We start from the raw sequence: 25300 nt of genomic DNA, 5'->3' as shown, positions 1-25300 counted from the left end.
CAGGATGATTCTGAAACGCCTGGGGCAGGGGCTTCTGGTCCTGCTGGTGCTGGAAACTGTGACGTTTTTCCTGATACGCCTGTTGCCGGGGCACCCCTTCATGGGGGAAAAGAAACTTCCGGAGCATGTCCTCCAGCAGCTCCAGGCCAGTTACGGGCTGGATCAGGCTCCCCTGGTCCAGTACGGGCGTTACTGGTGGAACATGCTGGTTCATGGCGACCTGGGGCCGTCTTTGGTGAAGGAAGGCGTCAGCGTGGCGGATATGATCGGCCAGTCATTCCCTGTTTCCCTCCAGCTTGGAGTCATAGGCATGGCTATTTCCATTCTGGCGGGGATTCCCGCCGGAATTGTGGCGGCACTGTACAAGAACCGGTGGATGGACTGGTGGGTGATGCTCGTTTCCATGGCCGGCATTTGCATTCCCGCTTTCGTCGTGGCTCCGCTGCTTGGCGTGGCGCTGGGCATGCATGTGCCCGGCTTGAGCGTGGCCGGATGGGATTCTCCCGGTTGTGTGGTGCTTCCGGCGCTGACGCTGGGGCTGGTGAATGCCGCATATCTGGCGCGCCTGACGCGCGGCGGCATGCTTGAAGTGCTGGGGCAGGATTTCATCCGGACGGCTCGAGCCAAGGGGGCGGGGCCTTTCCGTACGGTTTGGAAGCACGCTTTGCGAGGCGGCCTGATTCCGGCCCTTTCCTATCTGGGGCCTGCTTTTGCCGCTATGATTACCGGTTCTTTTGTGGTGGAGACCTGTTTCCAGGTTCCCGGCATGGGGCAGCATTTCGTGAACGCAACCACGGACCGGGATTATTTCCTCATCCAGGGGCTTGTCCTGTTTTACGGCATTCTGATCGTCGCGGCCAACCTGGGTGTGGATCTGGTGCAAATGGCCGTCAACCCGAGATTGAGAAAGGAATCATGAGAAAAAGAGGATGGAACAGGATGGAGGAACAGGGTTCCTCCCTGTGGAAGGACGCTTTTCTGCGTCTTTCCCGCAACCGGGCGGCCATGTTTTCCCTGCTGGCGTTGGCGCTGATTGCGGCGGCCTGTTTTCTGGGTCCCCTGCTGCCGTGGCTGCCTCATCCTAATGTGCAGGATTTGTCCCGGATTGCGGAAAGCCCTTCCTGGGACCATTGGTTCGGCACGGACCAGCTTGGGAGGGACCTGCTGGCGCGTGTCCTGTACGGCGGCCGCATTTCCCTGCTGGTGGGAGTGGTCGCTACGGGCGTTTCCCTGGTGATTGGCGTGGCGTACGGACTGGTTTCCGGTTATGCCGGAGGCAGGCTGGATGCCCTGATGATGCGCCTGGTGGATGTGCTTTTTGCCCTGCCGTTCATTGTGCTGGTGATTATTTTTTCCTTGTCCGTGGAGGAGCCGGCCCGGAGGCTGACGCAGTGGGTTTCCGGCATGACGGGCTGGTCTGTGGAAATGGTGAGCCCCATGACCGGGCTGATTCCCCTGTTCATCGCCATCGGCGCTTTGGGCTGGCTGACGCTGGCGCGTATTGTCCGGACGCAGACGATGGAGCTGAAAGGGCAGGAGTTTGTGGAAGCTGCCCGTTCCCTGGGCATCGGTCACATGAAGATTCTGTTCCGCCATATTGCTCCGAATTTGTTCGGGGCCGTCATCGTGTACACGACGCTGGCCGTTCCCGGCATCATGCTGCTGGAAGCCGTCCTGTCCTTTCTGGGGCTGGGCGTGAAGGCTCCCAATTCCTCATGGGGAACGCTGATCAAGGAAGGGGCGGACCGCATGGAGGTAAGTCCGGAATTGCTTTTGTTCCCGGCGCTCCTGTTTTCGGCTACCCTGCTGGCGCTGAATTTCCTGGGGGACGGCCTGCGGGACGCCCTGGATCCCAAGTCCTCCAAGGACTGATGTTTTTAAATAAAAATCATGAAGATTGCGTTAACGATTTCCATGCTGGTGGTCTCCAACGTTTTTATGACGTGGGCGTGGTACGGCCATCTGAAGAAGGGGTCCGGGGCGGATGGCAAGCCCCTGCTGGTAATTATCCTGATGAGCTGGGGATTGGCGTTTTTTGAATATTGCTTCATGATTCCCGCCAACCGCCTGGGCAGTGCGGGCGGGCTTAACGTGGCCCAGCTCAAGATTATTCAGGAGGTGATTACCCTGTGCGTGTTTATTCCTTTCGCCCTGTTCTACATCGGAGAAAAATGGAAGTGGGATTACCTGTGGGCGTTTTTATGTGTATTGGGAGCCGTTTTCTTCGTCAACAGGGAGCGTTTGTTCGGGTGACAGACTTTTTCCGTTCGCATTCCTCCCGCCGGACTGTCTTACCCTGAAGAAAGATGAAGATGAACATAATTCCTGTTTTTGCCGCAGCAGCCTCAATCGTTTTGGCCGCAGGCTGCCATCATCGCCACCACGATCGTGATGATTACCGTTCCGGGCCGCCGCGCCATGATAATTATCATCATGACCGTGACGGCTGGGATCAAAGGCGGACAAAGCCGGTCCCCAAGCCGCGCCCGCATTACATAACCGCCAATCATGCTTCCTATCCCCGCCTGTACCAGCTTCTGTAGATTTGCGGGGACGTTTCTCTGCATCCGGAAGGGAGCAGGGCTGGTCCGTGACATGGAACGGGAGGAAGGGCCATGCGGGGAAAATGCCAGCACCGGCGTGCCGTTTATTCCGCCTTTCGGGACGGATTCCGTGCCTGTTCCCTCACGTCGGGACCGGTGGCGGGGGACTCTTGGCCGCGTTCGATGAGCCGCGCACAGGATATAGGCTTGAAAAGGCGCGGTGCCCCCGGCACTCTATGCGCCAGATCAATGACTATAGATGAGCAATTAGACATATTGATGGGCGGTACCGCCGTCGTGATCAGCCGCGAAGAGCTGAAGGAGCGTCTCAAGCTGGGCCGCCCCCTGCGCGTGAAGCTGGGCGTGGACCCTACTGCGCCGGACATCCACCTGGGCCATACCGTGGCTATTGAGAAATTGCGCCAGTTCCAGGAACTTGGCCACCAGGCTGTTTTGCTCATCGGGGATTTCACCGCCACGATCGGCGACCCTTCCGGCCGTTCCGTGACCCGCCCCCCCCTTTCCCGTGAACAGGTGCTGGAGAATGCGGAGACATATACCAAGCAGGCGTTCAAGATTCTGGACCGTGACAAGACGGAGATCGTGTATAATGGGGACTGGTTCCGCAAGATGACGTATGAGGAGGTGCTGAAGCTTAATTCCCGCGTGACCATGCAGCAGATGCTGGCCCGGGAGGATTTCAAGGCCCGTGTGGAGGGAGGTAAGGAGGTGCGCCTGCATGAGATGCAGTATCCGATTATGCAGGGCTGGGATTCCGTGGAAATCCGTGCGGACGTGGAACTGGGCGGGACGGACCAGCTTTTCAACATCCTGGTGGGCCGCGACCTTCAGAAGGAGGAAGGCATGTTGCCGCAGATCGCCATGACGATGCCTCTTCTGGAAGGTCTGGACGGCGTTCGGAAGATGTCCAAGTCCTACGGGAATTACGTGGGCGTGGATGAGTCTCCGGAGATGATGTTCGGCAAGATGATGAGCGCCAGCGACGAACTGATGGACCGTTATTACCTGGTGCTGCTGGGTGAGAAGCGGGACATGGGATTGCATCCGATGGAAGCCAAAAAGCTCCTGGCCTGGAAAATCACGGCACGCTATCATGATTCCGCCGCTGCGGATGCCGCGCGTTCTGACTGGGAAACCCGTTTTTCCAAGAGGGATTTGGCTGCCGCGGATTTGCCGGAAGTGGAGATTGCCTCCCTGCCTGCCGACATGAATGCCCTGGCCCTGGTTTCCTTCCTGTTTGAGAATGTTTTCCAGGTGAAAAAATCCAATGGCGTTCTCCGCAAGGAGCATTTCACGCCCGGCGCTATCCAGTTGAATGATGTGAAAATGACAGACCCCTCCGCCGTTTTGGAACTGGCTCCGGGCAGCATCCTGCGCCTGAGCAAGAAGCATGCTGTGCGTTTCAAATAGAACGCCGGAGGCGGCATTTACCTTTTTTCCTTCTCCATGCCGGGATTCCTTGCCAAATTGGATCGCTTCACCATCGGCCTCATCGTCAGTGTGGGCGCGGGAATTCTGGTTCCCTGTTCCGGAGTATGGGATACAGTGTTCAGCCGCCTGAGCGATGCAGCCATCGTTCTGCTTTTTTTCCTGTACGGGGCCAAGCTTTCCCGCCGTTCCGTATGGGAAGGGTTGATGCACTGGCGCCTTCAGGGGCTGGTGGCTGCGAGCACCTTTGTTATTTTCCCCCTGCTGGGTATATTCAGCATGCCCTTGTGGAATAGTGTGCTGGGGCCGGATTTGTGCATGGGAATGCTGTATGTGTGCATGCTGCCTTCCACCGTGCAGTCCAGCATAGCGTTCACTTCCATGGCGGGCGGCAATGTGGCCGCGGCCATTTGCTCCGCTTCCGTTTCCAGCCTGCTGGGGGTGTTCCTCACCCCCTTGCTGGTGGGGCTGGTGTGGTCCCGCGGAGGGGAAGGGGGCGTGGATTTTTCCACTTTCCTGAACATCTGCTATATTATTCTGGTGCCTTTTGTGGCCGGCCAGTTCGCCCAGCGCTGGATTGGCAAATGGGTAGTCACGCACCGGAACCTCACTTCCTGGACAGACCACAGCACCATCTGGCTGGTTATTTACACGGCATTCAGCCATGCGATGATTAACGGCGTATGGAAAAATCTGCCCTGGCTTTCCCTGGTGGAGGTGCTGGCTTTTTGCGGCCTCCTGCTGGCCGCGGCCCTGTGGCTGACGGCTTTCCTTTCACGCAGGCTCCGTTTTTCCCGCGAGGACCGCATTGCGATTATTTTCTGCGGCTCCAAAAAGAGCCTGGCTACCGGCATTCCGATGATGAACGTGATTTTTGCCGGAGCCCCCATCGGGCTGCTGGTGATTCCCATCATGGTGTTCCACCAGCTCCAGTTGATGGTTTGTTCCTTCCTGGCCCGGAAGTGGGCGAAGGACGTGGGAAAGGGAGAACAACTTTAAGATGGCTTCTGTTTGCCTGACCTCTCAATGTCCGGTCAGGCGCAGGACTCCGTCGTATTGCATGTCCCGGCCCGGAACAATGATGTGGTTGCCGCGGGAGGGAACTCTTGCAGTAACGGGTTTGTTGCGGAACTGGGCCAAAAACCGCTGGAAGGATTCCATGTCTTCCGGAATGATTTTTACTTCCGTGTAGGAGGGGTTGGAAGGCGCATTCGTGATTTCCACCCGGAAGGAACCCGCGATATTGCCGTCCGGCGCATAGAATTCCAATGATTCTTCCGGAGGGGCGGGATGCATGAAAAACAGGAAGAACATGATGCCCAGAGCCGCCAGGGTGACGACAGTCAGCGGAATATTTTTTCTGAGGGGACTGATATGCATGCCTTCTTTTCCTTTCTTCCATAAGATTATGGGTTTTGCCGGAGCGTGTCAACCCCTCCGGGGGACAGGCGATGATGCATTCCTTCCCCATATTCTTTTCAAGGAACCTGTTCCGGAAGAACGGGAGACGGAAAAAGGGTTGCGTCCGCGGGACAATGTGGTAGCTTGTGCGGGCAAAGGGAACCCTATGACCTTACCTGTAAAGATTCTGTCCGTATTGGCAGGGCTGAGCCTGGCGGGAAGCGCCCGGGCGCGCATTTGGACGAATGACCGGGGCGCTACCGTCGTAGCCGTGCTGGTGGCCGTCCGTGATGCGGAGGTGGATTTGAAGCTTCAGGATGGTCGCGTGGTGGCTGTTCCCAAGAATATTTTTTCCGGAGCCGACCAGGAATATATTCTGGAATGGGTAAAGTCTGGCGGGACGCTCCCCGATACTGATGTGGGGGCTGAGAATCCTCCTGTGCAGGGGGATTCCGGCAGACGGTACGTTCCCCTGGAGCCGAATTGGGATGCTCCCTGGCCGGAGAGGGTGGTTGTTCCCGGTTTCCTGCTGGTGAAAACCGTGCAGGAGACGGAGGAGCTGAGTGTGTATGAAACGGATCATTTCATCATGGAGTCTCCCGGAAAGCTGCCGGAAGCGGAGCGTATGATCCTTGCCCGGCGTTTTGAAACCATTCTGTCCGCCCTGGCAGCTGTTCCGTTGAATCTGGCGGTGGCCCGCCGGCCTTCCCGCAAGTATCTGGTGAGGGTATGTTTCCAGGAAGAGGATTTCAACAGGGCTCCGGGCCTGCGGAACGGGCATCTCAAGTTTTCCCCTACCAGTTTCACGGCTCTGCTGTTGCGGGATAAAAAGGGAAAGCTGCTGAAGCCGGGACTGGATCCGCGCTTTGCCGTCACGCACTGGGCGGCGCAGTCCATGGATTGGGATCACTGGCTGGTGGACGGCTTTTCCGCGTACATGGCTTTTCTTCCCATGGAGAAGGAAGCGCCGGTATTCCGGAAGATTCCGGAAAGGCTGGCCGCGATGGTTCCGCGCGCCGTCCGCACGGGCAGAGAAGCTCTGCCGGCCCTGGCGGACATGCTGTCCAGGGATTCAGCACATTCCGCCGCGGAGCATGGCGTTTCCTCCAGGGGAGGAACGCTTCAGTATTGGGCCGATTTGTTGTGGATGGTTTACTGGAGCCACCTGGAAGGGAGCGGAAAGGCGGAGCGCCTCAGAAGCTATTTGAGGGTTCGTGATGCGGAGGGCGGCGGGAAGGCGCGTGCTGTTTTGCTGGATGGGAAGACTCCGGAGGATGTACAGGGGGAAATGGTCGCGGCCTGGAAAAAAATGGGATTGAGGCTGAGATTTTCTCAGCCGGCTTCTGCTGCCGCGGACAGGGAGTCTGCGGGAAAATAACGGGAAGGGAGGGAAGAAAAACTCCTGCCGGGAAGGTGTGGGAAACCTGCGTCTCAAATGGTGCCGTTGAGTTTTCTCCCTATCCAGAACAGGGTAAGCAGAAGGATGAGGATGGAGAGCGTATACGGGTTGCACCAGAGCAGGATGCGCGTTTCCATGGGCGGCGGCACCGGGAGATCCCTGATTTCCTTAATGAGCCGCTGTATTTCCTCAGCTTTTACCATGCGCCCGCGTGTGATGGAGGCCATTTCCTCCATTAGCGCGGTATTGACGGGGCTGCCTATTTTTTCCAGCGTTTCACTCATGGTGATGACGGGAAGCGTAACGGATTTATCCGGTTCCGCAGAGGATGAAGCTGTGAGCTTCCAGGTGCCGGGACGGTTGATTTTGACGGAGGCGGTAAAGGAGCCCCATGTATGGTCCATAGTGTCCATTTGAACGCGGCTGGAGCTTCCTTCCGGAGTTGTAATGTCCAGAAAAACCTCTCCATTCTGGAGAGGGGCCCCCAGTTTGTCGGAGACCATGGCGGTGACGGTCAGCGTGTCTCCCGGCCGGGGCCGTTCCGGGGTGGGAATCAGACGGATTCTTTCCCCTGCGGCCATGTTGCGCTGGTAACTCATCCAGCGGGCCACCTGGCTCCAGAAACGGTAATGGTATTTGTCTTCTACTCCTCGCCTCCATCGCCAGGCGGAATCCGTTCCCATGAAGAGGACTTTTCCGTTGCCGCAGGACTGGGTGACAATAAGAGGAATGCGGCCATAGGCATTCTTATCCGCCGCATGCACGGCCAGGACAGTGCTTCCCGCTTTGGGCCGTTCCACGGGGGCGTACCAGTTGAAGCCCGGCAGATTGCGCCATACTTCTTCGTTTTCACCCTCCGTATCCGCCAGCATGGTAAGCAGGGAGCCGCGGCCTTCCGGCGTCAGGATAAGGGGGGATGGGGAAGGCTGGGTTGTCCCCTCCGGCTTGGTGTTGAGGAATGTAACGGGCATCAGGTCCCCCAGTTCCGATTTCAGGAGTTCCATTTGCCTGCCCTGGTAGCCGGGGAGGAAGACGATGCCGCTGGCCTGGTTTTTTACCATGCCTTTGAGCAGGGAGGCCTGTTCTTCCGTCAGCCCTTTGGAGCCCAGCCCCACGTCTCCGATGAAGATGACGTCATACCGGGCCAGGTCTTCCATCCTGTCCGGGAATTTGACCAGGTACCCGGGGCCTTCCCCCATTTCTTCCAGTTCCGGATGAAAGAGCAGGGTATGCACGTCCACGCCGGGATCCCGGTACAGGGCGTTCCGGATGAAGCGGTATTCCCAGCGCGGCAGGGTATCGATGACCAGTGCTTTGATGGATTCCCTCCTGCCGGAGATGCTGAAGGAAGAGGCGTTATTATTGTGCATCCGTTCCTGGGGCTGGACCGGGAGTTTGAGTTCCAGCGTTTCCGCCCCTTCTTTTTCTATTTTCCACAGAACCGCGTCGGATACCTCCCCCTGGGCCGGAATGGTGACCGTGCGGGTGACGGTTTTTCCTGTATCCCTGGAAGTCATGATGAGCGTGGTGCGCGTTTCTTTGCCCAGCGTGCTTTTAATGGTAAAGGGTATTTGCACCGTTTCCCCGATGATGCCGTAAGTGGGGGCTTTCACGTCCTGAAGGGCCAGGTCCGGGAGGGGATACGGGCTGCCTGCGGAAATGATGAACAGGGGGATGCCCCTGGTGCGCATGCGCTGGGCCTGCGTCAGCACGGAGGATGAGGCGTTGTGGCTGCCGTCCGTGAACATGATGACCGCCCGGAGGTTGTCGGAGGATTGCATGGCGTCCTCCAGCGGCTTGGCCAGGTCTGTGCCGGCCATGGCATAATCCGGAGAGTCCGGCGCAGGTGGCGCGCCGAAGGAGGCGTATTCCACTACATGCGTGTCTTTAAGGAATTCCGTACTGTTGCCCTTGAGCAGTTCCTGCACGTAGGCCGTGCGTGTGACGACATGCTGGGGGGAGATTTCAACATCCTGCGTTTCCATGGAGCCGGAGCGGTCCTCCAGAATGGAAACCTTGGGTTTTTCCTGCGGGGCGGAGGTGATGATCCATTCCGGTTGGAAGAGCAGGAAGCAAATGAAGCCAAGGATTGCCAGGCGAAGAATTTCCAGTTTGAATGTCAGCGGCCGGCGGTTGCGCTTGCAGGAGATATAGCTCATCCAGATGCCGGCCGCCATAACCAGGGCGGTCAGGATGACGCTTGACGCAGTAGGTTGAAGGCTCAGGTTCATGGACGGGTGGTGGGGGAGGGGCGTTTGGCCGTCTGGCCGGGCAGGCACAGGAGGGCTTCCATCAGCAGGCAGGCGAGGACGAAGAACAGGAAGAGCTTCCATGCTTCCTGCACCAGGGAGGGGGCTTCCTCTGCACTCTGCATGGAACTGATGGAAGCTTCCGGCAGAAGGAGGTGTAGTTTTTCATCCGTAATCTGGTCAGGCATGTCTTCCGGCCAGGGGCGGTTCACGGCGTAGGTCTGTGCTCCCAGTCGGTACACGCCCGCCGTATCGGCCGGAGAACCGGAGGGGTGGCTTCCCTGGGCATTATCCAGGCGCACGGGGATGTCCGTGGCGGATTGCGGCAGGGAGGCGTCATTCACCCGTAGGGAAATGGAGGTGGAAAAGCGTTCCGCCCCCCGGTCCGCCATGCGCTGGAGCAGGGGGAGCAGCAGGTGGCCGTCCGCCAGGTTGGACCAGGAATATCTGGGCAGCGTTCCCAGGAACAGAGCGGACCCCGTTCCGGCCCTGACCTGGGCCAGAGCGCAGGAACCGTCATCCCAGGAGGCCAGAGTGCGGTATTTGCCCAGCAGGGGTTTTCTACGCACGGCGCGGAGACGGTTGGCGGGGATGGGTGTCTGATCGGAACCGTCGCGGAGGAATCCCCTTTGCCGGTCCCACGTTTCCAGACGGTAGTATTGTTCGGACGGAGCCGTCTCCGTCGCGCCCCAGGAAACGCCCAGGAATGAATGCCGTGTTCCGTGTTCCGTGTCGTCAGGCAGGAAAAGGGCTATTCCTCCTTCTTCAATGAATGTCTGGAGTTTTTTTTCCATTTCCGCGCGCGGCGGCGGCCCGTACCAGACGACCATGGACTGGGAGGCCAGATTAGCCTGAGCTTCCCGCGTATTGCCGGGCATCGTTGCTTTCCTGCCGGGCAGGCCGGGAGGGGCGGACATCAGGGAAAGGGTTTTTCCCACTTCTCCCGAAGGACCGAAAATCAGGATGTTGGCGAGAGGCTTGGGGGCGAAGGTGAAGAAGGAAATGTCATCCCTGATGAAGTCGTCATGAGGCAGCGCAACGAAGCCGAAGCCGGATTCTTTGCCCTGCGGCAGGGGTATTTCTTTCCGGATGGAGGTGTTTTCCCCTGCCAGTTGCAGCGTGGCGGAGGAGGAGGCGTTATCCACGGAAAGCTGCACCGGCACGTCCTCCGGCTGGTTGGGGTTGAAACCCTGCCGCAGCACTTCCAGGTCCAGCACCAGTTTCCCGTTATTTACCTGAGCCTGCCGGACTCTGATGCCGCGGTTGCTTTCCGGCCTGTCGCGGAGGGCCATGATGCGGATGGAAGGGGGCAGGGGAAGGGCGGCCAGCCTCTGGCGCACACCGGGCCAGAGAGGGGAGTCTGGCTTCCAGGAAGAGGCCTGCATGTCCGAGGCAATCCAGATTTCCGTCTTTCCTGCGCCGGATTCTTCCAGGTACGGGATGGCTTTTTGCAGAAGTGCCGGAATATCCGCGCCTCCATCCGTTGTCTTGCTTACAGTCAGATCCGCCAGGGCTTCCGGAGCGGGAATCTGGGTCACGGTTCCGGTGGCGGAATCAAGCAGGGACAGGCGGCAGTGGCCGAGCTGCGCGAACGTGGATTCCACCAGCGGGGGGATGGCATCCCGGAGGGAGCTGGTTTTGTCCGGCCGGGCATCCATGGAAGCGGAACGATCCAGAACCAGCAGGACTTCATTCAATCCGGAGCTCCCCCAGCCGAAAAAGCTTCCGAGCAGGGGCCGCGCAAAGGCCGTTACCAGTGCCGCCACAGCCATCACGCGCAGCGCCAGAATCAGATAGTGCAGCAGTTTTTTTGTTCCACGTGTTTCCCTGGCCGCACGGAGAAGGAATTCCATGGCCGCCCAGGGGACGGAACGGTGCCGCCACCGGTTGACCAGGTGGATGATGATGGGAACGGAGGCTGCAAAGAGAGCCCACAGCAGCCAGGGAGAGTTGAAGGACATGGCGGGACAGGGATAATTGGAGGGTCAGAGCTGCCTGGTCAGGCGGAGGGCGGGCCGGGAAGCAGTTGCCGGAGGATGTGAAGGGTCATTTCCCCGGTTTGCTGGAAGGATTTTTCGCCCAGAATGCCGATGTTATCCTTGGAGGTGTGCCACCAGTTGCCGTCCTGGAAGTCGTCAATCAGGTTCAACGTGTCCACGCCGCGCTCCATGAAAGGAACGTGGTCATCCAGGATGGCATAGCCGGATACTCCCCATTCCTCCGGGGAATAACCCAGTTCACGGATGGCGCGGGAATAAACCCGGTACATGGATTGGGGCGTCATGGCCGGGATGCGTATCTTTTTACCCTGCCGCCCCACCATGTCCAAATTGATCATCCATTCGGGAAGCGGCTGCCGCATGGAGGATGCGTAATGCCTGGAGCCGTACAGGCCGTCGTCGCTGTCCATATGTTCCGCAAAACTTTCTTCCCCGTCAAAAAACACAAGCTCCAAATTTCCGGCGCGTGCGGGGTCTCCGGACAGAATGCGGGCTGTCTCCAGAATGGCCGCAGCTCCCGATGCCCCGTCATTGGCGCCGGTGAATCCGTCGATGCCCCGCTTGGTGTCAATGTGGCAGGTCAGCAGGCCCCGAACCGGATCCAGGAAGTTTGGAGCCTTGCCAAAACGGGCCCTCAGGTTGACGAACCGGACGGGGCCCTGGGGCGTTTCCTTTTCAAAAGCCTGTTCCCGGCAGGTCCAGCCGCATTTGGCCAGTTCCTCCTTCAGGTAGTCCATCTGCCTGCGGTAGCCGGGAGTGCCTGAAGCACGATTCCCCATTTCCGTTATCCGCGCGGCGTGGAACAGAGCGTTTCCTCCGTTGAAACAATTCGTTTGCCGGATTTGCGCGGGAACGGTTTCCTTACCGGGCACGGGCGTTTCCACGGGGTTTTCGCACTGCATCAGCAGGGCCGTGAACAGGAGAAGTCCGATGCGGGGCGTCATGGAAAAAGGGGGGGGAAGTTTACTTGGAATCAGGCCATTCATCCTGGCCCAGAAGCTCAAGGATGCGGATGAATTCCGCTTTGCTGGAGAAGGTGATTTCAATGGCCCCCCGGCTTCCCTGGCCGGAAATGTTCACCGGAGTACCGAATTGTTTGGCGAGGATGCTGGAAATTTTCTTATATTGAGGGGAGGACGGTTTTTTAACGGGAGCCGGCTCCGGCGGGTTGAGCATCTTCTGAATAGCCTTCTCCGTCTGGCGGACGGTGTAGCCCTTGTTGACGATGTCGCGCCCAAGCTGGATTTGCTGGTCCTTGTTTTTGAGGGAGAGAAGTACCTTGGCATGCCCTACGCTGATAAAGGTATTGCCCAGCATGTCCTGAACCGGTTGAGGCAGGTCGAGCAGCCGCATGCTGTTGGCCACGGCGGCGCGGGATTTACCTACGCGCTTGGCGATGTCCCCCTGCTTCATGCGGAACTCCGTTTTCAGGCGCATGTAGCCGGCGGCTTCTTCCAGCGGGCTGAGGTTTTCTCGCTGAAGATTTTCAATCAGGGCCAGTTCCAGCACGTCCTTATCGGAAGCTTCCCGGATGATAGCGGGCACGGTGGACAGCCCCAGGATGCCGGAGGCTCTCCAGCGCCTTTCCCCGGCAATCAGTTCATATTTGTCGCTTTGCGTTTTACGGACGATTAAAGGCTGGATGATGCCGTGTTCCTTGATGGAATCTACAAGTTCCGCCAGTTGTTCCGGCGTGAAAATGGCGCGCGGCTGCAGGGAGCTGGGAATAATGGCGGCATGGGATAGTTGATGCACAACGTCTCCCGCCTGGGGAGCCGCCAAGGATTCACGAGACAGATTTTGATTGATAAGGGCGTCAAAGCCTTTCCCCAGAGCCGGTTTTGCCATAGCAGGGAAGAGACTAGCATGAACCGGTTCCGTTTTCAACAGGGTATTTGTTATCCGCGGCGGAAATTCCGGCGTTTGTCTCTGGCGGAATATTCCTTGTTCCCGGACGTATCAGGCGTGTTGCTCCCGCCCCAAGGGCAGGGCAAGGATGTCTGTGTCTGGGAGCGGTCTGATGTCACCGCCGGTTCCATGCCGGTAAAGGCCAGTTTCCGGGCAATAAACAAAAAAATGAACAAAATGAATAGCAATAAACAGTCCTGCCGCAGCGCCATTTTTTCCCGCGGAACCGTTGCGGCACAACATGCGCGAGAATTCCAGGAATCCCTTACCCCCTCTCTCAAATGAACTTCAATTTGACAGAAGAACAAAAGAAAGCGGCTTTGGAGGCAGGAAAACAGGGCATGAAAAACGCTTATGAAAAAAGCGGAACACGTTCCGGATTGACCTGGTGGGAACGTCTCTTGTGGGTGGTTCTGGCCGGAGCGGCTTATGCGGCGTCTTCTCTCCTCTCCGGCTGCGGGTATACCGTAGACGTGACTGCAGAGCGGGCGGAGATATGCAGGGACGATTCCTGCCTGGTTCTGGAACCGGGGCATTTGTCCTGCTTCCAGAAACAGCCGAAAACGGAGATGCCTCCGGTTATCCAGAAAATCCGGCAGGGCAAATGACTGGGTGCCGTCCGATCTTTTGCTCCGGCGGTTTTAGGGAAAAACGGTTTTTCAGGAGCCGTTCCGACGGGAATCGTCCGGTGCGCCAGCGGTTGAGGCGTCATAAGAAAAACTGGGTATGAACGCTTTATCTGCCGCCTTTTCCTATTATCTGGCTGCAGGCCGGAGGGTGGAGGAAATGGAGGAAGACGGCCGCCGCCAGGATGTCTATGTCCGTACTCCGGAGCTTGTCCTGATGGCGCGCAGGGTGGATTCCTCCGCATCTTTCGGAAAGATTGTCGATGTCCGCTTCCGGTTTGAGCCGGTCCGGTGTGATGCCTGGCATCTCCATTTTCTGGCGGGAGATGTACGGGAATTGCTGGCTTATAAACGGGAGATTCTTTCCCTGCCCTGGATTCTGACCCAGCATGGCAAGCGGGGGGACGGGAGATTGGTAAAATTACCTGCTTCCCGGTTTTGCCGTCTGCTGGGAGCGTTTGTGGGGGACGAAGCGTTTTCCTGATCGTGTTAATGAAAGAGCCTCCGTGCGGATGTCCGCACGGAGGCTCTTTCATGGCATCCGGCGCATGGAAACAGGTTGCTGCAACAATGGTTGAATTCTCCTGCACTCCTTTTCCGGGAGTTTTTTTGCAGGAACTTCCCTAAACCAGGGATTGTGCGAACCGGTATGCCTCATTGCTGCGGTTCAGCCATCCTTTGCCGAACACGGGAAACTGTTTGCAAGAATGGTAAAATGATTTGCGCCGTTCGTTCAGAGTGGAGAGAAATTCGGACTCTCCCGTTTGGGCGAGAACGGTTTGCAACATCTGCCGGGTTTGTTTTCCCGGGATGCCGTCCACCACAAGCCCGGCGCCGTGGACATTCAGCGCGCGCTGCAAAATCTTCCCGGTATTCCTGCTCCCGGAATTGAAAAAATGATCCCGCAACATAAACTCCGTGGCCGGAAAAGCGTCAGAACCCAGCCAGGAACGCACGGCTGCGGTATTGTCCAGGACGTATTGCAGGCAACCTTCCCAGGCCTCTTCACGCCTTCCGGCATCCAGCAGGGCCTTCAATCTGTTAAACACGGCCGGTTCAATGCCGTCGCAAATACCGCAAATCTCCCACTTGCCGCCCTTGTCGGCGGCGGGAAGGCGGGAAACGCGCAGGGAATACGGCCCGGTAACGCGGCTGTCTTCAAACCGGAGGATAGCCGCGGCCATCTTTCTTTCTGTAGTATCCATTGGCTTGAATCATGGTTCCCTTGGTCGAAATGGCAATGGAGGCGTATTCAAGGGGGGAAACGGCTTGCTGAGGCGGCGTTATCGCCAACGGAACCTTCTTCCCGCTCCGGGAATGGCCCTTCGCTGCCGGAAGTTGACGGGGATGCCTGTGGGTGGAATGTCCTCTTGCCAGATGTTGCGTCCCACTTTGCTTCCTGCGGCTGCCGCATTCCGCCGGAGATATGAATGGATGATGAATGTTCAAAAGCGGCACGCCGGAAATTCATGGGAACGAGTAATGGCGCACGCCTCATAAAAGCAACCCGCTCAAGGGTTGACCTTGAGCGGGTTATGATGGAGCCGCTTGTCAGATTTGAACTGACGACCGTCCGCTTACAAGGCGGGTGCTCTACCACTGAGCTAAAGCGGCATGGTAATGAGGTGGCCCATATCTACAGAAGATGGCCCGTTGTGGCAAGCCGAAAATGGATAGTCAGGCATGGATATTTCCATTTTAAGAGATTGAAAACGTTTCAGGAGTCAAACAGGGAGCCCTGTTCCAGCGGCGGATCGGCAGGCGGTTCCTCCAAATGTGGGGCTGTTTCAGGATGCAGCGTTTCCGCGGAGGGGGCGGGTGAGCCTTCCGTCCGTTCCGCTGTTGCGGAAGGAGCGGTTGTTGGCCCTTCCGTTTCCTCATTTCCGGACTTGGCCGGAGGCATGATGCGGGAGACGCGTTCCACAGGATGCCTGGTAATGATATTTCCCTGGGCACCGCGGTTTTTGATTCTCAGGTCCGCGAAATGGAAGGGCCTGATCAGGTTACGGAGTTTCAGAACGGCTTTCAGATAAACGTTTACGCTTATCTGGGAACTGTTTTCCTCCGTTTCATGCACGGAGAAGTGGAAGATGCGCGTTCCCTTTGCGCCTCGGGTAAGCGGATATTCCTTGTCCCTGGTGAACCCTCCTATGCGGAAACGCTTGGCGTACACGGGGCCGTCTTTTCCGTCCCGGTAAATCAGGTTGAACACGGGGTCGTCCCCTTTTTTGATGACGGAAATATAAAGGGGATTTTTACCAGCGAAAAATTTGTCCTGAATCCGCACGATTTTGAGCACGCCTGCATTGTCAATGATCAACACGTCATCCAGCGTGGAGCATTTGCAGACAGGGTTTCCCTTCTTGACACCGTAACCGGCAAAGCCTTCGTCATCAATATACAATGTTTCATTGGCAACAGCCACCTGCGCGCGGTTTACGGAGCCGAAGGAGGAAATTTCCGTTTTCCGCGGATAGGCGGCGCCGTATTTTTTACGCAGGGCTTCAAACCAGCGGATAGTGAATTTGGTAAGCTGGTTGAGGTTCTTCTGCGTTTGTTCGATGTCCTCTTCAAGCTGGCGGATGTGCTGGTCCGCCTTGAAAGCGTCAAATTTGGAAATCCGCTTGATTTTGATTTCCGTCAGCCTTACCAGGTCGTCCCTGGTAATGGGGGCGCGCAGCCGGGATGCAAACGGCTGCAATTCCCGGTCAATGGTGCCGAGCACTTCTTCCCACGTTTCGGAATCTTCTATGGAGAGGTAGATGCGGTTTTCAATGAATATTTTTTCCAGGCTGGCCTGGTGCCACGCCTCGTTCAGTTCCTTGAGTCGGATTTCCTGCTCCTGGCGCAGGATTTCCTTGGTGGAGTCCGTATTGTAGCGCAGGATGTCGCTAACACACATGAACCTGGGTTTTTCCTCCACAATGACGCAGGCATTCGGGGAGATGCTGACTTCACAGGCGGAGAAGGCAAACAGGGCTTTCCTCGTCTGCTCCGGATCCGCTCCGGCCGGGAGATGGACCAGGATGTCCACATGCTGGGCCGTATTGTCCTCAATGCGGGCGATTTTAATTTTTCCCTTTTCCGCAGCGGAGACAATGGAATCAATTAAGATTTCCGTGGTGACGCCGAACGGGATTTCCGTGATGCGGAGAAGTTTCTTCGATTCCGTGAGGATGCGCGCCCTGATGCGGACGCGGCCCGTTCCTCGTTCTCCGTCACGGTAGTTGGTGGCATCCATCACGCCTCCGGTCGGAAAGTCCGGCAGAAGCTGGAAGGGCTGGCCGCGCAAGTAGGCGATGGAGGCTTCAATCAACTCATTGAAGTTGTGGGGAAGAATTTTACTGGAAAGCCCCACGGCGATGCCTTCCGCTCCCTGAGCGAGAAGCAGGGGAAATTTGACGGGAAGGCTGACCGGTTCCTTGTTCCTGCCGTCATAGGAGAGCTGCCATTCCGTGACCTTGGGGCTGAATACTACATCACGCGCAAAGGAGGTAAAGCGGGCTTCAATATAGCGGGAAGCCGCTGCGGGGTCGCCTGTCAGAATATTGCCCCAGTTCCCCTGCGTGTCGATAAGCAGCCCTTTTTGTCCCAGCCCCACCAGCGCGTCTGCAATGGAACGGTCGCCGTGCGGATGGAATTTCATCGTGTCTCCCACGATATTAGCCACTTTATTATAACGCCCGTCGTCCAGGCGGTCCATGGCGTGCAGAATACGGCGCTGCACAGGTTTAAACCCGTCATTGATCTTGGGTACGGCCCGTTCCAGAATGACATACGAGGCGTAATCCAGAAAGTAGTCGGCATACATGCCTTCCACAGACTGACTCGCGGGAGCAATGTGGGCGGGTTGAGTCACGACGGCGGATATTAAAGGAATTGTTCCGGGGGGGCAAGCGCGATCTCCGTAAAGAAAATAACCGGCTTCCCTTGTCAGGGGAAGCCGGTTTTCCGGAAAAGGAAGGAATAAAAGCAATCAGGCCTGCTTGGCAGTCAGCCTGTTCTTGAGTTCCTCCGCTTCAGCGCGCAGGGCGTCGAGTTTGGCTGTCTGGGCTTCAAGGTCGGCGATTTCTTCCAGAACGGCCGCCAGGCGGCGCAGGTCGGCGGGTTGGGCGGCTGCGAGAGGCTGTGTTTTGGGAGCAGTTGTATTTTTGGTGCCGGGCTTGCGGCCGCGCTTGGCCTTGGATGCCTTCATCCAGCTTGAGATGGTCACCGTGCTGATGCCGAAGCGTTCGGCGGCTTCTTTCTGGGCACCCCTTTTGTTTTGGGTTTTCCGTTCAGCAATGAAATCAAGAACGGATTGTTTTTCTTCAGGCGTGTAGCGCCTCTTATTTTTGGTACTGTCGTTGGAATTCATGATGTTGACGAGTGGTTATTTATTTAACTAATCATCCTTGGTCTGGCAAGAAAAAAGTATATGTGTTATAACATTTTTTAAGAGGATTCTTAAATGACTGGTACGTATTCTTGAAGTTCTATTACGGGCGCTTTACTTTATTCATGATTGTTGTTGTTAACATATTGTGTTTTTTATGATTTTGCGGGAGAATACGCGGGATATTTAAACGCTTTTCCATGTTATATCCCGGGTGAAGCCTTTTTTCGCAATCTGCCTGTTGAACCACGCACGGCGGCTGTTCCCCGCCCGTTTTCCAGACGGTATTTTGAGGTTGCAGGGGGCCGCGGAATCGTATAAAATCACTCCAATTTCCCAGCCATTTTATCACGATGACCGATCAGACAGGAACCCCTTCTTCGCCGGAACCTCCCAAATTGCGACGCCGTTTGGTAACGGCAGCCCCTGCGGCCGCACCCAAGGTAAAGTTTGTTTCTCCCGCCGCGGAAGGCGTGGAGGTTGTCAAGCCGCGTTTTCTCACTCCTGAGTTGCAGGCCAAGCTGGCTCAGGAGCAGGAGGAAGCCGCCCGCCGCGCAGCGGAACAGGCGGAAGCGGACAGGATTGCTGCGGAAAAAGCGGCTGCCGAGCAGGAAGCCGCCCGTATTGCTGCCGAAAAGGAGGCGGCGAGAATAGCTGCCGAGCAGGAAGCCGCAAGAATCAAGGCGGAGCAGGAGGCTGCCGAAGCCGCGCGCATTGCCGCAGAAAAGGAGGCCGCCCGTGTAGCTGCCGAAGAGGAAAGAGCGCGCCTTGCGGCGGAGCTGGAGAAAAAGGAAGCCGCTTCCGCTCCGCAGCCCGAGCCTTCCGTGGACGCCCAGATTCAGGATGCCCTTGCCAAGGTAGCGGAGGCCCAGAAAGCCCTGGCGGAGGCTCAGGCCGCTGCTCTGGCCCAGGCCGCAGGGGTAGCGCCTGCGGCTGTGCAGACCCCGGAACCGTCTGTTCCGGAGCCTGCTCCTGCGGGGGGGGCTCCCAAATTGAAAGTTTTCAAGACGGCCGCGGCTCCCGCTGCGGCGGAAAAATCCCCGGTCGCCGCTCCGGAAAGCGCCGTTCCCAAGCTGAAAGTATTAAAATCCCCCGTGGGGGCAGCACCAGCTTCTTCCGTGGCTCCCGCTGCGGTTCCCCAGCCTGTGGTCGCCGAGGGAGTTTCCCCTGCCGCTGGCGCTCCTCCGGCGGGCGACGGCGGTATTCAGCCTCCCGCCGGAACGGAATCCGCCCGGGATATGGCCGCTTCCGTGGATAAATCCAAATCCCTGCTGCGGGGTGTTATTTATGGGGTATGCGCTTTGGTTGTCATCGCTGCCGGCGTAGGGATTTATGCATGGAGCACCAACAGCAAGAAAGAAAAGGTGGAAGGTGAGAACGCCCGCTTGAATGCGCTGGTCGTGGAAGGCGGGAAACTGGGCCGCAGCCGTCTGTTTGACTCCAAGAATCTCAGCCGTGTCCCGGATGTGAAAGTCGTTCCCGACGCGGAGGATGCCGCTCTGCTGCTCGCCAATGTGAGGGGAGTCAAGGGCAACAGGGAAAACTGGCCCGGCGCCGCCCACCTGGTTTCCATCATGGCCCAGATGGATGACAACATTGCCCGCCAGGTGGTGGAAGACATGAAAAAAAATGTCGGCAGGTACAGTAAGGAAAAATATTCCATGATGGTGACCCTTTTGGCCAAGTCTTCCAGCCCCGCCATGCGCGACATGCTGAAAGACCTGTACGCTTCCATCAGCGAAAGCAAGAATAAGAAGATCCAGGACAAGCAGGCCGTGGTGCTCAAGTACATGCGTTTTGCCATGAAGCTGGACGACCTTGACGACGTGATGAAGATCCTCCAGAAGAAGGATGCTTCCCCGGATTTGATTTCCTCCGCTTTCCGTACGGCGCGCTACCTGATTGACGAAGCTCCTCCAGCCAAGCGCAAGGCGCTTTCCTCCAAACTGCTCCAGTATCAGAAAGATATGCCGGAGGAAAACATCAAAATGCTCTACAAGCTGCTGGCCCGCACCGGTGATCCCAAGGTGCTGGACATGATGGAAAAGAGCTATAAGGAGGATACCAAAAAGGCGCTTGCCATCATTACCGCCTGGGGGGACTGGAATACGGATGACGCCGTTCCGTACCTGTTCAAGGCCTGGAAAGACGAATCCCTGCATGAACGCGTGCGTTCCCAGGCCCATGATTCGATTCTCCGCGTACTCTCCGTGGACCGTGACCGGGATGACAACGCCACGCTCAAGTTGTTTGACCCCCTTATTGCGGATGCCAAAACCAGCGAACGCCGCCAGTTTCTGGTTTCCGCATTCAAGAGACTCAGCAACCGCCCGTATGTGATTCGCCTGCTGGGCCGCATCAAGCAGACTGCGGAAGACCAGAGAAACGCGGTGGAACCAAAGTTCCAGGCTGCGGAGGAGGCCTTGTTCAAGGCGGAGGACAAGTTCAAGGCCAATCCCGGCGATGCGGCAGCCAAGGCCGATTATGAGGCCAAGGAAAAGATTTATAATGAGTTGTCCAGTCAGAAGACCGGGGAAGACAAGGTGATTGCGGCGGTGGACAAGGCTCTGGAAAAGGTCAGGAAGACGCCTGTTCCCACCAGGAAGGCCGCTTCTGCCGAGGACAGGGATGATGACGACTCTTCCGTGATTAAGACAATCTAAACGGTTTTAACGGCCGTATCCGAAAACCGGAGGGAAAATAATCCCTCCGGTTTTTTATGTGCGGGAGTGACAACCATGATTGGCTGGCCGCTTCTGCGCAGATGAGGCCGAATTGGCCGTCGAGCCGGGCGGAAGGGGGTAGCGGACTTACTTCATGTATTTTTTGATTTCCGGCAGCAGTGCGTCCGCCCAGAGACGGTAGCCTTTTTCTGTAAGGTGGACGAGGTCCCCGGTAATTCCCGGCAGGAAAGTGCCGTCCTTGTCCAGGAATGCGGAATTAATGTTGACGACATGGACTCTCGGCATATTTGTTTTGTCCAGCTCCCTGTTGATCATTTCATTTTGGATGCGCAGGGGGTCTTCCGCCGTTTTCCCCCGGGGAAAGATGTGCAGAAGAATGATTTCAGTGGCGGGGTGGAGCCGATGGACCCGGGAAGCTATTTCCCGGATACCCTCCGCCGTTTCCTGCGGGGTCTGCCTGCCTTTGTATTGCCCTGTGTTATTGGTGCCCACCATGATAACGCATACTTGGGGGGAATGAGGCGTTTTAAGGGCAGAATCGTCAATGCGCCACAATACATGTTCCGTCCTGTCACCTCCTATGCCGAAATTGACAGGAGCATAGGGGGAAAAATATTGAGACCATATTTTTTTGCCGTCGGTTTCCCAGCGGTGGGTGATGGAATCGCCGATAAACAGCAGTTGGCATGGTGTTTCCGCCAGGGTCTGCTTTAACAGGGCGTGCCTCTGGCTCCACCAGTCAGCTTTTGTTTTGGAAATGTGGGCGGCATCGGGTTTTCCTTTTTCCGGCTGTTGGGAGAAAACAGGCAGGGCGAGTCCGCATCCCAGAAGGCAGATGGAGGCGGATATGGCGTTGATAGACGGGAAATGGTTCATGTTGTTTATTCAATACGGAGAATGTTTCTGCCGCCTTTCTTTTGGAGGATAAAAAATCCCGTTGGTATATTGAATGCGTTTTCCTGCCGGTACGGCATGGTACCGAAACATGGCGTGGACCCGGCTGGAACGGCAATTCCGTATTTCCTGGCGTAATGGTACTGCAGCAATGGATGGACAGCTTTGTGTTCAGGAATTGATAAAAAGAGGGAACGGCTAACGTATGTTCACGGACAGAGTCCGTTGAATTATCTGATGAATATTCCTGTTACCTTGATTTTGCTTGCTTTCCACATGGCTGCGGCGGCTTCCGCATCCATCTGTGCTTCCCGGAAAACAGAGTGGGCGGATTGGAATTATTTAACTTCTTACGGTCAATCCCTTTCTGTGGGCTGGACGGCTAAGCCCGTTGTAACGGAAAAGCAGGAGGAAGGGGGCTTGTATATGTTCAGGGGAGGGGTGAGAGCGTATGAGAACGGCAGTGACCGCAAGATGCTGGTTCCTCTGGAGGAAGGAGTGAACGGTCCGCGCGGCGAAACTCCCGTATCCGGGGCTGCCTGTCGTTTGTTCCGCCTGATGCAGCATTATTCTCCCGTTACGGCTTCCCGTATCCGGTTGATTTGTTCTGCGACGGGAGTGGGTGGGGCGAGCCTTGGTTCCCTGGGCAGGGGAACTGGAGCCTACAACCGCATTTTGGATGATTTGAAGGCCGCCAAAATACTGGCTGACCGGGAAGGGAAGACCCTTTCCATGCCTGCGTTTATCTGGACCCAGGGAGAGACGGATCACCAGGACAGAAAGACGAGGGAATGGTACCGGGAAAAAATGGAAAAGCTGATCAGGGACATAAATCATGACGCCAGGGCCGTGACCGGGCAGAAAAACGATGTGGTCTGTTTCGGCTATCAGGTTGGTTCCCATTTGAATTATTATCAGTTTAATCCTACGGATTATCCGGCTATTGCCCTGGAACAGCTGGAGATGGCTTTGGAGAAGGACAGCCGGTATGTGATGACGACCCCGATGTATCATTTCGAGTATAGCGACGGAGTCCATTTGACGGCGCCCATGTCCCGCCTTTATGGGGAGTATGTGGGCTATGTCATGAAGAAAGTCCTGTTGGATGGGGCGGACTGGAAACCCGTGCATCCCCTGACCCATAAAATCAGGAAGTCCGGAAAGGGTTGGACGGTGGAAGTGGCATTTTATGCTCCCTGCCCCCCTTTGGTTCTGGACACGAAGACGGTTGACGATCCTGGCAATTATGGTTTTTCCCTTGTGGGGGCTGAGGGAGAGGATATTGCCATCAAGTCTGTCCGGCTGGTGGGGAAGAATGCGGTACAGCTGTTGACGGAGAAGGACCCGGGGAAAGGGCGTCTACGCTATGGGATGACGATTAATGAGCACCGTCTTTCCGGTCCGCGGACGGGGGCGCGGGGCTGTCTGAGGGATTCCCAGGGAGATGAGGTTAAGGCCCATATCCAGGGCAAAGATTACCGAATGGATAATTGGTGCCCCTTTTTTGATTACTCCCTGTCAAAAGGGCATTGATTTTCCGGAAATGGCTGCATGATCTTTTTTTGCCGCAGGTTGTTCCCCCCCTCTGCAAACGGAAAAGGATACCCGGGCGGCTTGAAAAAAACAGGAAAGGCTTCAGCCGATGCATACTGATTCCGGATTGTTGCGGAGGGGAGGCTTGCACGGCCATGCATGGTGTTATGCTGCGGCTTTCGTGGCCGGATGATGGCGAGGTTGTGATAACTTGACCGTAGAGCAGGAGAACTTGCGGAAGTTCATCGTAAATGCCTCTTTTTCCACGAGGTTCATTTTTTCTTCCTCCGGGGGGTATTCCCTGCTTCCGGTTTCTTTATGGCTGGCCCTTACAGAAGGAGCCCTGCCTGGTAGATCAGCGTAGCCGTTGCAAAACCCAGGAGGGTCAATCCGCCGAATTGAGCCAGAGCGAACCACCAGGTGCCCGCTTCCCTCTTGGCGACGGTGACGGTGCCGATGCAGGGCAGGGCAATCAGGCAGAATATCATGATGCTGATGCCCTGGAGAGGGGTGTAGCTGGCTTTAAGGCGGGCGTTCAATGTCTGCTGGGCAGCCGGGACCGAATTTCCGTCTTCCACCGCATAAAGGATACCCATCTGGGTGACGAAAATTTCCTTGGCGGCAAAGGCTCCTACCAGGGCGGAATTGATTTTCCAGTCAAATCCGGCCACTTGCGTGACGGGTTCCATCCAATGGCCTATTTGTCCGGCGTAGGAATGTTCCATGGCCGCTGCGTTTGTCGGCGCCGTGTTTTCTTCCGGCCTGGGGTAGGTGTTCAGAAACCACAGGATGATGGAGGCCCCAAGAATGAAAGTGCCTGCTTTCCGGACGTACATGAAGGCCCGTGACCACATCAGGATGCCCACCTTCCGCAGGGAGGGGAGGCGCAGGCGCTTCATGTGGTGGAGGGAATCCCTCTGGGGCGCCTTGAAAAGCGTGTTTTTCAGAAGCCGGGCGCAGCACAGCGCCAGCAGGACGCCGCTGGCATAAATCCCGAACAGCACGGGGGCCTGCAGGCGGGAGGGAAACAGGGCGGAGACGAACATCATGTAGATCGGCAGGCGGCCCGCACAGCTCATCATGGGCAGCACGGCGATGGTGACCAGGCGGTCGCTGCGCGTTTCAATTCTCCTGGTGGACAGGATGGCGGGAACCGAACAGCCGAATCCCAGCAGGAGGGGGGCAAAGCTGCTGCCGTTCAACCCCATGATTTTCATGATGCGGCTCATCAGGCGGGAAACCCTCATCATGTATCCGCTGTTTTCCAGAACGGTAATGGCCCCGAAGAGGAGAACCACGTTGGGCAGAAAGGCCAGTACGCCGCCCACGCCTCCTACCACGCCTTCCCCCAGCAGGGATTGAAGGCGGGGCCACGGTTCCAGCATGCGGCAGGCCCAGACGCTGAACAGCTGGGTACCCGTCTGGATGAGCCTGACCAGAGGATCCCCGATAGCGAAGCTCAGGAAGAAAATAATATAAACGATGCCCAGGAAAATAAGGGAACCCCATATCCTGTGCATCAGGACGGCATCCAGTCTGGCCCTCCACAGGTTGTCCTTCGCCTCTGCCTCCCGTTCCATAACGTTTACCGGGACGTAACTTAAAATCTGTTCATTTGACAGGCAAGCCTAAAAGCCCGGTTCCGCGGAAAGGGGCATGGAAACCAGGCATTCCGGCCGTTTTTGGGGCGGGGCTGCCGCATGGGCCCCGGATGGGGCCGCAGGCTTTGTTTTTTAGCGGCGCATAGCCGCCAGGCCCTGGATGAAAAGGATGGCCGCAGTGCAGCCGAATACCATGGAGGGCAGGCACTGAAGCATGTACAGCGGATCTGTGGAACCGTTTCCGTAGGAGGGGAAAATAAAGGCCAGAATCAACGCGATCAGGGACAGCCCCCATGCCAGCCATGATGTAGCGGGAATCCGGCGGCCGGATGCTGCGGCTGGCCGCTGCGGCAGGTTTTCCTGCCGGATGCCGCGTTCGTCAGTATCGCGTCCGGAGAAAGACGTCCGCTTTTTTCTGACGGGAGGCAGGGCGGGGTGCGTTTTCATGGCGTTTTCCGGTTTGCGGCCGGATGGCGAAGAGGAGGCTTCCCCGAAGGGAAGCCCCGTTGTAACGTGAATCAGAAGGCCGCACGCCGGGCAGCGCATGCCGGTTTTGGCGTCCAGTCCGGCCGGGTAGGTGTACCCGTGGCCGCATTGGGAGCATGTGGCGGATTCTCTCATGATCTGGCCCGAATGGA

21 protein-coding genes and 1 tRNA gene are annotated in these 25300 nt (G+C 57.1%); 10 read left to right on the top strand and 12 right to left on the bottom strand.

Annotated elements, in window-relative coordinates:
• Nucleotides 1-4 precede the first annotated feature (4 nt).
• From AMUC_RS00835 to AMUC_RS00810, 5 genes are all read left to right on the top strand, one after another.
• Nucleotides 5-919 (top strand): ABC transporter permease, encoded by a 915-nt coding sequence (locus tag AMUC_RS00835; RefSeq protein WP_012419203.1) that lies wholly within the window; start codon nt 5-7, stop codon nt 917-919.
• The gene (locus AMUC_RS00830) at nt 916-1872 is read left to right on the top strand and encodes an ABC transporter permease (protein WP_099421482.1); all 957 of its coding nucleotides are present in this window, start codon (nt 916-918) and stop codon (nt 1870-1872) included. The genes AMUC_RS00835 and AMUC_RS00830 overlap by 4 nt, the downstream gene beginning before the upstream one ends.
• A gap of 15 nt (nt 1873-1887) precedes the next feature.
• Nucleotides 1888-2253: a DMT family protein gene (locus tag AMUC_RS00825; RefSeq protein ID WP_165477184.1), complete on the top strand. Its 366-nt coding sequence runs from the start codon at nt 1888-1890 to the stop codon at nt 2251-2253.
• Between the two features lie 569 nt (nt 2254-2822).
• Complete coding sequence (tyrS, locus tag AMUC_RS00815; protein WP_233420557.1) at nt 2823-3974, top strand: tyrosine--tRNA ligase; 1152 nt, start codon at nt 2823-2825, stop codon at nt 3972-3974.
• Between the two features lie 36 nt (nt 3975-4010).
• Nucleotides 4011-4991 (top strand): bile acid:sodium symporter family protein, encoded by a 981-nt coding sequence (locus AMUC_RS00810; protein ID WP_012419198.1) that lies wholly within the window; start codon nt 4011-4013, stop codon nt 4989-4991.
• 24 nt (nt 4992-5015) lie between these two features.
• On the opposite strand, the gene AMUC_RS00805 is transcribed toward AMUC_RS00810, so the two are convergent.
• On the bottom strand, nt 5016-5372 hold the full coding sequence (locus AMUC_RS00805; RefSeq protein WP_012419197.1) for a hypothetical protein: 357 nt from the start codon (nt 5370-5372) through the stop codon (nt 5016-5018).
• Between the two features lie 187 nt (nt 5373-5559).
• Between AMUC_RS00805 and AMUC_RS00800 the strand changes: the two genes are divergently transcribed.
• Nucleotides 5560-6771: a hypothetical protein gene (locus tag AMUC_RS00800; RefSeq protein WP_143245894.1), complete on the top strand. Its 1212-nt coding sequence runs from the start codon at nt 5560-5562 to the stop codon at nt 6769-6771.
• A 53-nt stretch (nt 6772-6824) separates the two neighbouring features.
• Here AMUC_RS00800 and AMUC_RS00795 read toward each other — a convergent pair whose 3' ends face one another.
• The 4 genes from AMUC_RS00795 to AMUC_RS00780 are packed head-to-tail and all read right to left on the bottom strand — an operon-like array spanning nt 6825 to nt 12889.
• The gene (locus AMUC_RS00795; RefSeq protein ID WP_143245893.1) at nt 6825-9071 is read right to left on the bottom strand and encodes a hypothetical protein; all 2247 of its coding nucleotides are present in this window, start codon (nt 9069-9071) and stop codon (nt 6825-6827) included.
• Nucleotides 9020-11002, bottom strand: a complete 1983-nt coding sequence (locus tag AMUC_RS00790; protein ID WP_012419194.1) for a vWA domain-containing protein — start codon at nt 11000-11002, stop codon at nt 9020-9022. The genes AMUC_RS00795 and AMUC_RS00790 overlap by 52 nt, the downstream gene beginning before the upstream one ends.
• 38 nt (nt 11003-11040) lie before the next feature.
• On the bottom strand, nt 11041-11985 hold the full coding sequence (locus AMUC_RS00785) for a M28 family peptidase (RefSeq protein ID WP_012419193.1): 945 nt from the start codon (nt 11983-11985) through the stop codon (nt 11041-11043).
• A gap of 19 nt (nt 11986-12004) precedes the next feature.
• Nucleotides 12005-12889, bottom strand: coding sequence for a ParB/RepB/Spo0J family partition protein (locus tag AMUC_RS00780; RefSeq protein ID WP_012419192.1), 885 nt, complete (start codon nt 12887-12889; stop codon nt 12005-12007).
• Between the two features lie 401 nt (nt 12890-13290).
• On the opposite strand from AMUC_RS00780, the gene AMUC_RS00770 reads away from it, so the two are divergent.
• Both AMUC_RS00770 and AMUC_RS00765 read left to right on the top strand, forming a co-directional pair.
• On the top strand, nt 13291-13557 hold the full coding sequence (locus tag AMUC_RS00770) for a hypothetical protein (protein WP_143245892.1): 267 nt from the start codon (nt 13291-13293) through the stop codon (nt 13555-13557).
• A gap of 118 nt (nt 13558-13675) precedes the next feature.
• Nucleotides 13676-14059: a hypothetical protein gene (locus AMUC_RS00765; RefSeq protein ID WP_012419189.1), complete on the top strand. Its 384-nt coding sequence runs from the start codon at nt 13676-13678 to the stop codon at nt 14057-14059.
• A gap of 139 nt (nt 14060-14198) precedes the next feature.
• Here the strand turns inward: AMUC_RS00765 and AMUC_RS11685 are convergent, their stop codons facing one another.
• From AMUC_RS11685 to AMUC_RS00740, 4 genes are all read right to left on the bottom strand, one after another.
• Complete coding sequence (locus AMUC_RS11685) at nt 14199-14780, bottom strand: putative peptidoglycan-binding domain-containing protein (RefSeq protein ID WP_233420556.1); 582 nt, start codon at nt 14778-14780, stop codon at nt 14199-14201.
• Nucleotides 14781-15114: 334 nt separating this feature from the next.
• A tRNA-Thr gene (locus AMUC_RS00750) sits at nt 15115-15189 on the bottom strand.
• A 103-nt stretch (nt 15190-15292) separates the two neighbouring features.
• A complete protein-coding gene (locus AMUC_RS00745) occupies nt 15293-17434 on the bottom strand; it encodes a DNA gyrase/topoisomerase IV subunit A (protein WP_232051436.1) in 2142 nt (713 codons plus the stop codon).
• A 117-nt stretch (nt 17435-17551) separates the two neighbouring features.
• The gene (locus tag AMUC_RS00740) at nt 17552-17932 is read right to left on the bottom strand and encodes a transposase (RefSeq protein ID WP_012419186.1); all 381 of its coding nucleotides are present in this window, start codon (nt 17930-17932) and stop codon (nt 17552-17554) included.
• Nucleotides 17933-18303: 371 nt separating this feature from the next.
• Here AMUC_RS00740 and AMUC_RS11680 point away from each other — a divergent pair, with 371 nt between their 5' ends.
• Nucleotides 18304-20613 carry a hypothetical protein gene (locus AMUC_RS11680; protein WP_012419185.1) on the top strand — a complete coding sequence of 770 codons (2310 nt, stop codon included), beginning with the start codon at nt 18304-18306 and terminating at the stop codon, nt 20611-20613.
• 147 nt (nt 20614-20760) lie between these two features.
• Here AMUC_RS11680 and AMUC_RS00725 read toward each other — a convergent pair whose 3' ends face one another.
• Nucleotides 20761-21510 (bottom strand): GDSL-type esterase/lipase family protein, encoded by a 750-nt coding sequence (locus AMUC_RS00725; protein ID WP_012419184.1) that lies wholly within the window; start codon nt 21508-21510, stop codon nt 20761-20763.
• A 255-nt stretch (nt 21511-21765) separates the two neighbouring features.
• On the opposite strand from AMUC_RS00725, the gene AMUC_RS00720 reads away from it, so the two are divergent.
• Entirely contained in the window at nt 21766-23061 is a 1296-nt protein-coding gene (locus AMUC_RS00720) for a sialate O-acetylesterase (protein WP_012419183.1), read from the top strand.
• A gap of 329 nt (nt 23062-23390) precedes the next feature.
• On the opposite strand, the gene AMUC_RS00710 is transcribed toward AMUC_RS00720, so the two are convergent.
• Both AMUC_RS00710 and AMUC_RS00705 read right to left on the bottom strand, forming a co-directional pair.
• Nucleotides 23391-24641: a ferrous iron transporter B gene (locus tag AMUC_RS00710; protein WP_052294411.1), complete on the bottom strand. Its 1251-nt coding sequence runs from the start codon at nt 24639-24641 to the stop codon at nt 23391-23393.
• 153 nt (nt 24642-24794) lie between these two features.
• Entirely contained in the window at nt 24795-25283 is a 489-nt protein-coding gene (locus tag AMUC_RS00705) for a hypothetical protein (protein WP_012419182.1), read from the bottom strand.
• Nucleotides 25284-25300 lie beyond the last annotated feature (17 nt).

Source organism: Akkermansia muciniphila ATCC BAA-835, assembly GCF_000020225.1.
Taxonomy (GTDB): Bacteria; Verrucomicrobiota; Verrucomicrobiia; order Verrucomicrobiales; family Akkermansiaceae; genus Akkermansia; species Akkermansia muciniphila.
This window is presented reverse-complemented; position numbering and strand designations above follow the sequence as displayed.

Excerpts from the sequence above, each read along its gene's own strand:
- AMUC_RS00790 (WP_012419194.1), bottom strand. The coding sequence starts at position 11,002 with ATGTCCTTCAACTCTCCCTGGCTGCTGTGGGCTCTCTTTGCAGCCTCC.
- AMUC_RS00770 (WP_143245892.1), top strand. The coding sequence starts at position 13,291 with ATGAAAAACGCTTATGAAAAAAGCGGAACACGTTCCGGATTGACCTGG.
- AMUC_RS00725 (WP_012419184.1), bottom strand. The coding sequence starts at position 21,510 with ATGAACCATTTCCCGTCTATCAACGCCATATCCGCCTCCATCTGCCTT.
- AMUC_RS00800 (WP_143245894.1), top strand. The coding sequence starts at position 5,560 with ATGACCTTACCTGTAAAGATTCTGTCCGTATTGGCAGGGCTGAGCCTG.
- AMUC_RS00720 (WP_012419183.1), top strand. The coding sequence starts at position 21,766 with ATGAATATTCCTGTTACCTTGATTTTGCTTGCTTTCCACATGGCTGCG.
- AMUC_RS00785 (WP_012419193.1), bottom strand. The coding sequence starts at position 11,985 with ATGACGCCCCGCATCGGACTTCTCCTGTTCACGGCCCTGCTGATGCAG.
- AMUC_RS00780 (WP_012419192.1), bottom strand. The coding sequence starts at position 12,889 with ATGGCAAAACCGGCTCTGGGGAAAGGCTTTGACGCCCTTATCAATCAA.
- AMUC_RS00810 (WP_012419198.1), top strand. The coding sequence starts at position 4,011 with ATGCCGGGATTCCTTGCCAAATTGGATCGCTTCACCATCGGCCTCATC.
- AMUC_RS11685 (WP_233420556.1), bottom strand. The coding sequence starts at position 14,780 with ATGGATACTACAGAAAGAAAGATGGCCGCGGCTATCCTCCGGTTTGAA.
- AMUC_RS00830 (WP_099421482.1), top strand. The coding sequence starts at position 916 with ATGAGAAAAAGAGGATGGAACAGGATGGAGGAACAGGGTTCCTCCCTG.
- AMUC_RS00740 (WP_012419186.1), bottom strand. The coding sequence starts at position 17,932 with ATGAATTCCAACGACAGTACCAAAAATAAGAGGCGCTACACGCCTGAA.
- AMUC_RS00805 (WP_012419197.1), bottom strand. The coding sequence starts at position 5,372 with ATGCATATCAGTCCCCTCAGAAAAAATATTCCGCTGACTGTCGTCACC.
- AMUC_RS00705 (WP_012419182.1), bottom strand. The coding sequence starts at position 25,283 with ATGAGAGAATCCGCCACATGCTCCCAATGCGGCCACGGGTACACCTAC.
- AMUC_RS00835 (WP_012419203.1), top strand. The coding sequence starts at position 5 with ATGATTCTGAAACGCCTGGGGCAGGGGCTTCTGGTCCTGCTGGTGCTG.
- tyrS (WP_233420557.1), top strand. The coding sequence starts at position 2,823 with ATGGGCGGTACCGCCGTCGTGATCAGCCGCGAAGAGCTGAAGGAGCGT.
- AMUC_RS00765 (WP_012419189.1), top strand. The coding sequence starts at position 13,676 with ATGAACGCTTTATCTGCCGCCTTTTCCTATTATCTGGCTGCAGGCCGG.
- AMUC_RS00710 (WP_052294411.1), bottom strand. The coding sequence starts at position 24,641 with ATGGAACGGGAGGCAGAGGCGAAGGACAACCTGTGGAGGGCCAGACTG.
- AMUC_RS11680 (WP_012419185.1), top strand. The coding sequence starts at position 18,304 with ATGACCGATCAGACAGGAACCCCTTCTTCGCCGGAACCTCCCAAATTG.